This window comes from Actinophytocola sp. (assembly GCF_036402745.1).
In the GTDB taxonomy this organism is placed as follows: Bacteria; Actinomycetota; Actinomycetes; order Mycobacteriales; family Pseudonocardiaceae; genus Actinophytocola.
The window spans coordinates 1-6,237 of sequence record NZ_DASWSJ010000372.1 but is presented as its reverse complement, the minus strand read 5'-3'; the positions used below and the strand labels follow the sequence as shown (position 1 = coordinate 6,237).

Genomic DNA, 6,237 nt, shown 5'->3' with positions numbered 1-6,237 from the left:
GAGTCCGAGGCACCGACGATCAGCGAGCTGGCGACGGCCATCGGGGCCAGCCGCGCGGCGATCTACCGGCTGCTGGTGCCGCTGCAGGAACGGGGCCTGGTCCGCCGGGACGGCTCGAAGGTCCGGCTGGGGCTGGGCCTGCTCCGGCTGGCCGCGAAGGTCACCCCGCAGCTGCGCCTGGCCGCGCTGCCGGCGTTGCGCGAGCTGGCCGAGGGCGTCGGCGCGACCGCCCACCTCACGGTCGCCGACGGCGAGGAGGCCCAGGCGATCGCGGTGATCGAGCCCTCGTGGACCACCTACCACGTCGCCTACCGGGTCGGCACGCGCCACTCGCTGGGCCGGGGCGCGGCCGGCAAGGCGATCGGCCTGCGCGACGAGGTCCCCGGCTGGATCGCGACGAGCGGCGAGCTCCAGACGGGCGCGTCGGGCGTCGCGGCCCCGGTTCGCGGCGTGCCCGGCCTGCGCGCGAGCGTCGGCGTGATCACCTTCCACGAGCTCGACGGCGAGGTGGTCGGCCCGCAGGTCCTGCGAGCCGCCCAGTCCGTGGCCGACGCCCTGCGCTGACCGACCGAGCTCGTCGACCGGGCGAGTTGTCCACAACCCGCCCGGTTATCCACAGCGACCGCCGCCGAGCCCCTCCCGAGACCCTGAGCCGATAGACTTGACCCAATCGGGGTGCCCCCGGAGAGGGTGGGGGCTGCCATCGCACGCGTGCGGGCGCGAGGTCGCGGTTTGTCGGGTTATCTCGGGCGGTGGGCCAGCACTTGTCGGAGGGCTCGTCGGGCCCGGTCCACGCGGCGCGCCTCGTAGGCGATGGGCAGGTAGCGCAGGCGTTCCGGCAGCACGGCCATCACCAACGCGATCACCCGGCCCAGCGCCCGCAGCCGCCGCTCGTCGCGGTCGGTCCAGTCCAGGCCCAGGATCGTGCGGGCCTTCGGGGGCAGCGTGCCGACCGTGACGAAATGCTGCACCCGGCCCGGCAGGTACGCCACCACGCGCCACAGCGGGCGCAGCACCGCCGGCAGTCCGAGCGGGGGCGGCACCCGGCGGGTCGCCGCCAGGAACTCGTACGCCGTCGGGTGCGCCACCAGCGTGTGCTCGAGCACGTCGTCGAAGCGGGCGAGGTAGGCCGCGTACGTCGGCGGGATCTCCTTCTCCGCCACGTGCAGGTTGCGCATCAGCTGCTGGATCTCGGCGTAGAACCGCTCGGCCTCCGCGCGCCGCAGCGGCCGGCGGGAGAAGTACCGCGCCGCCACCGTGTACGCGTACGGCGCGGTCAGGATGATCCACGCCCACGGCCCGGACGCCAGCGCCGTGTGCGTCACCCCGCCGGCGTCGGTGGACCGCAGCGGCGCGTGCAGAGCGCGCAGCCGGTCGGCCTCGACCAGTGCCTCCGGGCCGCCGTAGACCCAGGTCAGCACCGACGCGATGCTCCGCTCGGCCCGGCCGATCGCGTCGGTGCGGAACACCGAGTGCTCGCCGACCACAGCGCCCACCGACGGGTGCATCACCTGCAGCGCGAACGCCGCCCCCGTGGTCAGCGAGAACGTGATCAGCCCGGTGTCCTCCCACAGCCGGGTGCCCGGCTCGATCGGCTGCCGCATCGCCGCCTCCCGATGACGTGGTGAACTGGGGACAGTGTCCACCAGATGACCGACCCGGGAGTACGGCTAGAAGATCGCCTGCCAGGCGGCCAGCAGCGCGAAGACGCCGAACACCGCCGCGGCGCCGCGCTGGATGAAGTGCGCGGGTACCCGCGAGCGCAGCTTGCGGCCCACCAGCAGCGCCAGCACGGTCACGCTCATCAGCGCCAGGAACGTGCCGATGCCCACCGCGACGGGGCTCGCGTAGCGGGCGGCCACGCCGATGGCGGTGACCTGCGAGGCGTCGCCCCACTCGGTGAGGAACAGCGTGCCGAAGGAGACCATCGCCGCGCGCAGGAACGGCACGCCGGCCCGGGTGCTCGACGCGGCCGCGTCGGCGTCCCCGGCGTCGGCGGCCATGCTCTCGCGCAGCAGCAGGAGCGCGCCGACCCCGAACAGCACCGCGATCGCGCCGGCCACGACCCGCGCCGGCAGCAGCGTGATCGCGCTACCCAGGGCGACCGCGATGACCGACTGCAGCGCGAACGCGACCGCGGCGCCGGCCAGCACCGGCCGGCTGCGGAACCGGCTCGACAGCACCAGGGTGAGCGCGGTCGTCTTGTCCGGGAGCTCGAGCAGGAACACGGCGCCGTACGCCGAGACGAATGCGAGGAGCCAGTGGCCCATGTGGACGGGAGTCCCTCCGTGTCGGGCCCGGACGGAGGCAGGATGACTCCGGCCGGGCATGATCTAACCCGGCCGGAGGTCTCGTTCGCCCGCTCGACGCGGGTGAGGCACCGGACCCGCGAACGGGTCAGTATGTCGATGTCCTCGCCGTGGCCACCCGAAGGCGACCGCGGGAACTACTCCCCTCTGGCGATCACCATGCTACCGGCTGTCCGCGCCGGGCCGGCGGTTGCGCCGATCACAGGACCAAGGTCCTGCCCGGACGGGACCGGCGGACCTGCCGGCCGCGGGCCACGCGGAGCAGCGTGGTCGGCGTGGACGTCCTGGATCTCGCGCGGTGGCAGTTCGGCATCACGACCGTCTACCACTTCCTGATGGTGCCGCTCACGATCGGCCTGTCGCTACTGGTCGCGGGCATGCAGACGGCGTGGGTGCGGACGGGGAACCCGCGCTACCTCACGATGACGAAGTTCTGGGGCAAGCTCCTGCTGATCAACTTCGCGATGGGCGTGGTCACCGGGATCGTGCAGGAGTTCCAGTTCGGCATGGCCTGGAGCGAGTACTCCCGGTTCGTCGGGGACGTGTTCGGCGCGCCGCTGGCGATGGAGGGGCTCGTCGCGTTCTTCGTCGAGTCCACGTTCCTGGGGCTGTGGATCTTCGGCTGGGACCGGCTGTCCCGGCGCGTGCATCTGGCGTGCGTATGGGCGTTCTCGCTGGCCACCGTGGTATCCGCGTACTTCATCCTGGCGGCGAACTCGTGGATGCAGCACCCGGTCGGCGTCGAGCTCGTCGACGGCAGACCGCGGCTGACCTCGATCTGGCAGGTGCTCGGCAACTCGACGGTGCTGGCCGCGTTCCCGCACGCGGTCGCCGGGGCGTTCGCGGTGGCCGGCGCGTTCCTCGTGGGGATCGCGGCGTGGCGCCTGTATCGCTCCACTTCGGACGCCGCGGTGTGGCGGTCGTCGTTGCGGCTCGGGACGCTCGTGGGGGTGCTGGCGTTCGGCGCGCTGGTCGTCAGCGGTGACCTGCAGTCGAAGCTGATGTTCCAGCAGCAGCCGATGAAGATGGCGTCGGCGGAGGCCTTGTGCCATACCGAGCGGCCGGCGGGCTTCTCGGTGTTCGCGATCGGCGACGTGTCCAGTCCGGACTGCGAGAACGTCAAGTCCATCACCGTGCCGGCGCTGCTGTCGTTCCTGGCGAACAGCGACTTCGACTCGGAGGTCCGCGGCATCGACGACCTCGTCGCGGAGTACCAGGCGCGGTACGGCGAGTTCTACCCGGTGGACCCGCGGCTGGGGGAGCTGTCGGGGCAGCGGATCGACTACGTGCCGAACCTGCCGGTGACCTACTGGGGCTTTCGCCTGATGATCGGCTTCGGCGCCGTCGGCGCGGGGATCGGCGTGCTCGGGTGGTGGCTGACCCGGCGCGGTCGGGTGCCGCGGTCGCGCTGGTTGCCTCGGTTGGCGCTGGCCGGCATCGCCACGCCGTTCCTGGCCAACAGCTTCGGCTGGATCTTCACCGAGCTGGGCCGCCAGCCGTTCGTGGTCGCACCCAACCCGTCCGGTGTGGACGGAGTGTGGATGTTCACCGCGCGGGCCGTGTCCGGGCTGACCGTCGGTGAGGTGCTGTTCTCGCTGATCGCGCTGACGTTGGTCTACGGCGCGCTCGCGGTGGTCGAGGTGGTGCTGATCCGCCGGTACGTGCGCGGCGGGGTCGCGGCCGTCCTGCCCGCCGAGCCCGAGCGCGACGACGACGTCCTGACCTTCGCCTACTAGGAGCCCCTTGTGGACCTCGCGACCGTCTGGTTCCTGATCATCGCCGTGCTGTGGCTCGGCTACCTCTTCCTGGAGGGCTTCGACTTCGGCGTCGGGATGCTGCTGCGGGTCCTGGGCCGGGACGAGGCCTCGCGCCGGGTGCTGATCAACACGATCGGCCCGGTCTGGGACGGCAACGAGGTGTGGCTGATCGTCGCGGCCGGCGCGACCTTCGCGGCGTTCCCCGGGTGGTACGCGGGGCTGTTCAGCGCGGCGTATCTGCCGCTGCTGCTGGTGCTGTTGGCGCTCATCGGCCGGGGCGTGGCGTTCGAGTACCGCGGCAAGGCCGACTCGCCGCGCTGGCGGTCCACCTGGGACACCGTGATCACGGCCGGCTCGGCGGTGGCCGCGCTGGGCGTGGGCCTGGTCCTGTCCTGGAACGTGCTGGGCCTGCCGCTGGACGCCGCCGGCAACCGGGTGGGCTCCCCGTTCTCGGCGCTGCGCTGGGACACGCTGCTGGGCGCGCTCGGGGTGGCCGGCTTCGCCCTGGTCCACGGCGCGACGTTCGTGGCCCTGAAGACCGACGGCCCGATCCGCCTGCGGGCGCGCCGGCTGGCGCTGACGATCGCGCCGCTCGCGTTGGCCCCGCTGGGGTTGCTGCTGGTGGTGGTCCAGCTCCGCGAGGGCTCGCCGTGGACGTGGCTGCCGCTGGTCGTGGCCCTGGTCGCGGGCGTGTGCGCGTGGCTCCGGCTGGCGGTCGGCCGGGAGGGTCAGGCCTTCGCGTCGCTGGGCGTGACGGTGGCGGCGGCGGTGACCACGCTGTTCGGCGCCCTGTACCCGAACGTGCTGCCCTCCACCCTGGACCCGGCGTGGTCACTGTCCATAGCGGACACCGCGTCGAGCCCGTACACGCTGGGGGTGATGACATGGGTGGCGGCGTTCGGCACTCCGGCCGTGCTGATCTACCAGGGCTGGACCTACTGGGTGTTCCGCAAACGCATCACCACGACCCACATCCCGAAGGCCCACACCCCATGACAACCACCGAACCTCGCACGCGCGCGCGTGCCCGACGCAGCCCCCGCCCACTCCGGGGGCACCCCTCACAGCCAGTCTACCCGGATTTGGGCTGGTCAAAGGGTTTCGCGTGGGCCTGTGGACAACTCGGGGCCGCGAATGGAGCTTTCGGCCGGGGGCGGGCATGACCACCAGACGATCCGGCCCGCTCGGCGCGCTGCAGCGGTTCCGCACAGCGCGCCGGGCAACCGCCGGCGTGACCACCGGAGGGGCTGGCCCGCTCGGTGCGCTGGCGTTGTCGCGGGTGGCGCGGCGGGCGCTGGCGGTGTGCGCGGTGCTGGCCGCCCTCAGCGCGGTGGCGCTCGTCGGGCAGGCGTGGGCGCTGGCCTCGGTGCTCGCGGATGTCGTGCGGGGGGCGGGGGCACCCATCGGCGGGCGGCTGGGGGTGCTCGCCGGTGTGGTGCTCGCCCGCGCGGTTCTCGGGTGGGCCACGCAGGTCGTCGCCGCGCGGGCGGCGGCCGGGGCGAAGGCGGAGCTGCGCGAAATCGTCCTCGATCGCGCGCTCGCCGCCGGTCCGGAGTGGATCGTCCACACTGGACCGGCGGAGCTGACCGCGCTCGCCACCCGCGGGCTCGACGCGCTCGACGGCTACTTCACCACCTACCTCCCCGCGCTGGTCAACGTCGCCGTCCTGCCGCTCGGCATCGGCGGCGTGGTCCTGCTCGCCGACTGGCCGTCCGCGGTGGTCATCGCGCTGACCCTCCCGCTCGTCCCGGTGTTCGCCGTGCTGATCGGGCTGCGCACCCGAGACCGGGTGGCCGAGGCGGCCGACGCCACCGGGCGCCTGTCCGCACACCTCCTCGAGCTTGCCCGCGCGCTCCCGGTCCTCACCGCGTTCCGCCGCGCCGGCGCCCAGGCCGACGCCGTCCGCCGGGTCTCCGACGCCCACCGCAAGGCCACGATGGGCACGCTGCGCCTCGCGTTCGCCTCGGCGCTCGTGCTCGAGCTCATCGCGACGCTGTCGGTGGCGCTGGTCGCGGTGACGATCGGGCTGCGCCTCGTCTCCGGCGACCTCGGGCTGGCCGTGGGCCTGTTCGTCCTGATCCTGGCGCCGGAGTGCTACCTCCCGCTGCGCGCCGCGGGCGCCGCCCACCACGCCAGTGAGGACGGCCTCGAAGCCGCCCGCCGGGTCGCCG

The 6,237-nt window shown here is 73.2% G+C and carries 6 protein-coding genes; 4 read left to right on the top strand and 2 right to left on the bottom strand.

Going from position 1 to position 6,237, the window contains the following annotated elements; translation table 11 throughout:
• A partial coding sequence (locus VGD70_RS32975; RefSeq protein ID WP_331088360.1) for an IclR family transcriptional regulator domain-containing protein occupies window positions 1-564 on the top strand: 564 nt, incomplete at its 5' end.
• Window positions 565-740: 176 nt separating this feature from the next.
• On the opposite strand, the gene VGD70_RS32970 is transcribed toward VGD70_RS32975, so the two are convergent.
• Window positions 741-1,604 (bottom strand): oxygenase MpaB family protein, encoded by an 864-nt coding sequence (locus VGD70_RS32970; RefSeq protein WP_331088358.1) that lies wholly within the window; start codon window positions 1,602-1,604, stop codon window positions 741-743.
• 66 nt (window positions 1,605-1,670) lie between these two features.
• Complete coding sequence (locus VGD70_RS32965; protein ID WP_331088356.1) at window positions 1,671-2,270, bottom strand: TMEM165/GDT1 family protein; 600 nt, start codon at window positions 2,268-2,270, stop codon at window positions 1,671-1,673.
• A 314-nt stretch (window positions 2,271-2,584) separates the two neighbouring features.
• Here VGD70_RS32965 and VGD70_RS32960 point away from each other — a divergent pair, with 314 nt between their 5' ends.
• The 3 genes from VGD70_RS32960 to VGD70_RS32950 form a co-directional block, all read left to right on the top strand.
• Entirely contained in the window at window positions 2,585-4,045 is a 1,461-nt protein-coding gene (locus tag VGD70_RS32960; protein WP_331088353.1) for a cytochrome ubiquinol oxidase subunit I, read from the top strand.
• Between the two features lie 9 nt (window positions 4,046-4,054).
• Window positions 4,055-5,062 (top strand): cytochrome d ubiquinol oxidase subunit II, encoded by a 1,008-nt coding sequence (gene cydB, locus VGD70_RS32955; protein WP_331088351.1) that lies wholly within the window; start codon window positions 4,055-4,057, stop codon window positions 5,060-5,062.
• 163 nt (window positions 5,063-5,225) lie between these two features.
• On the top strand, window positions 5,226-6,237 hold a 1,012-nt coding region (locus VGD70_RS32950), incomplete at its 3' end, for an ABC transporter transmembrane domain-containing protein (RefSeq protein ID WP_331088350.1).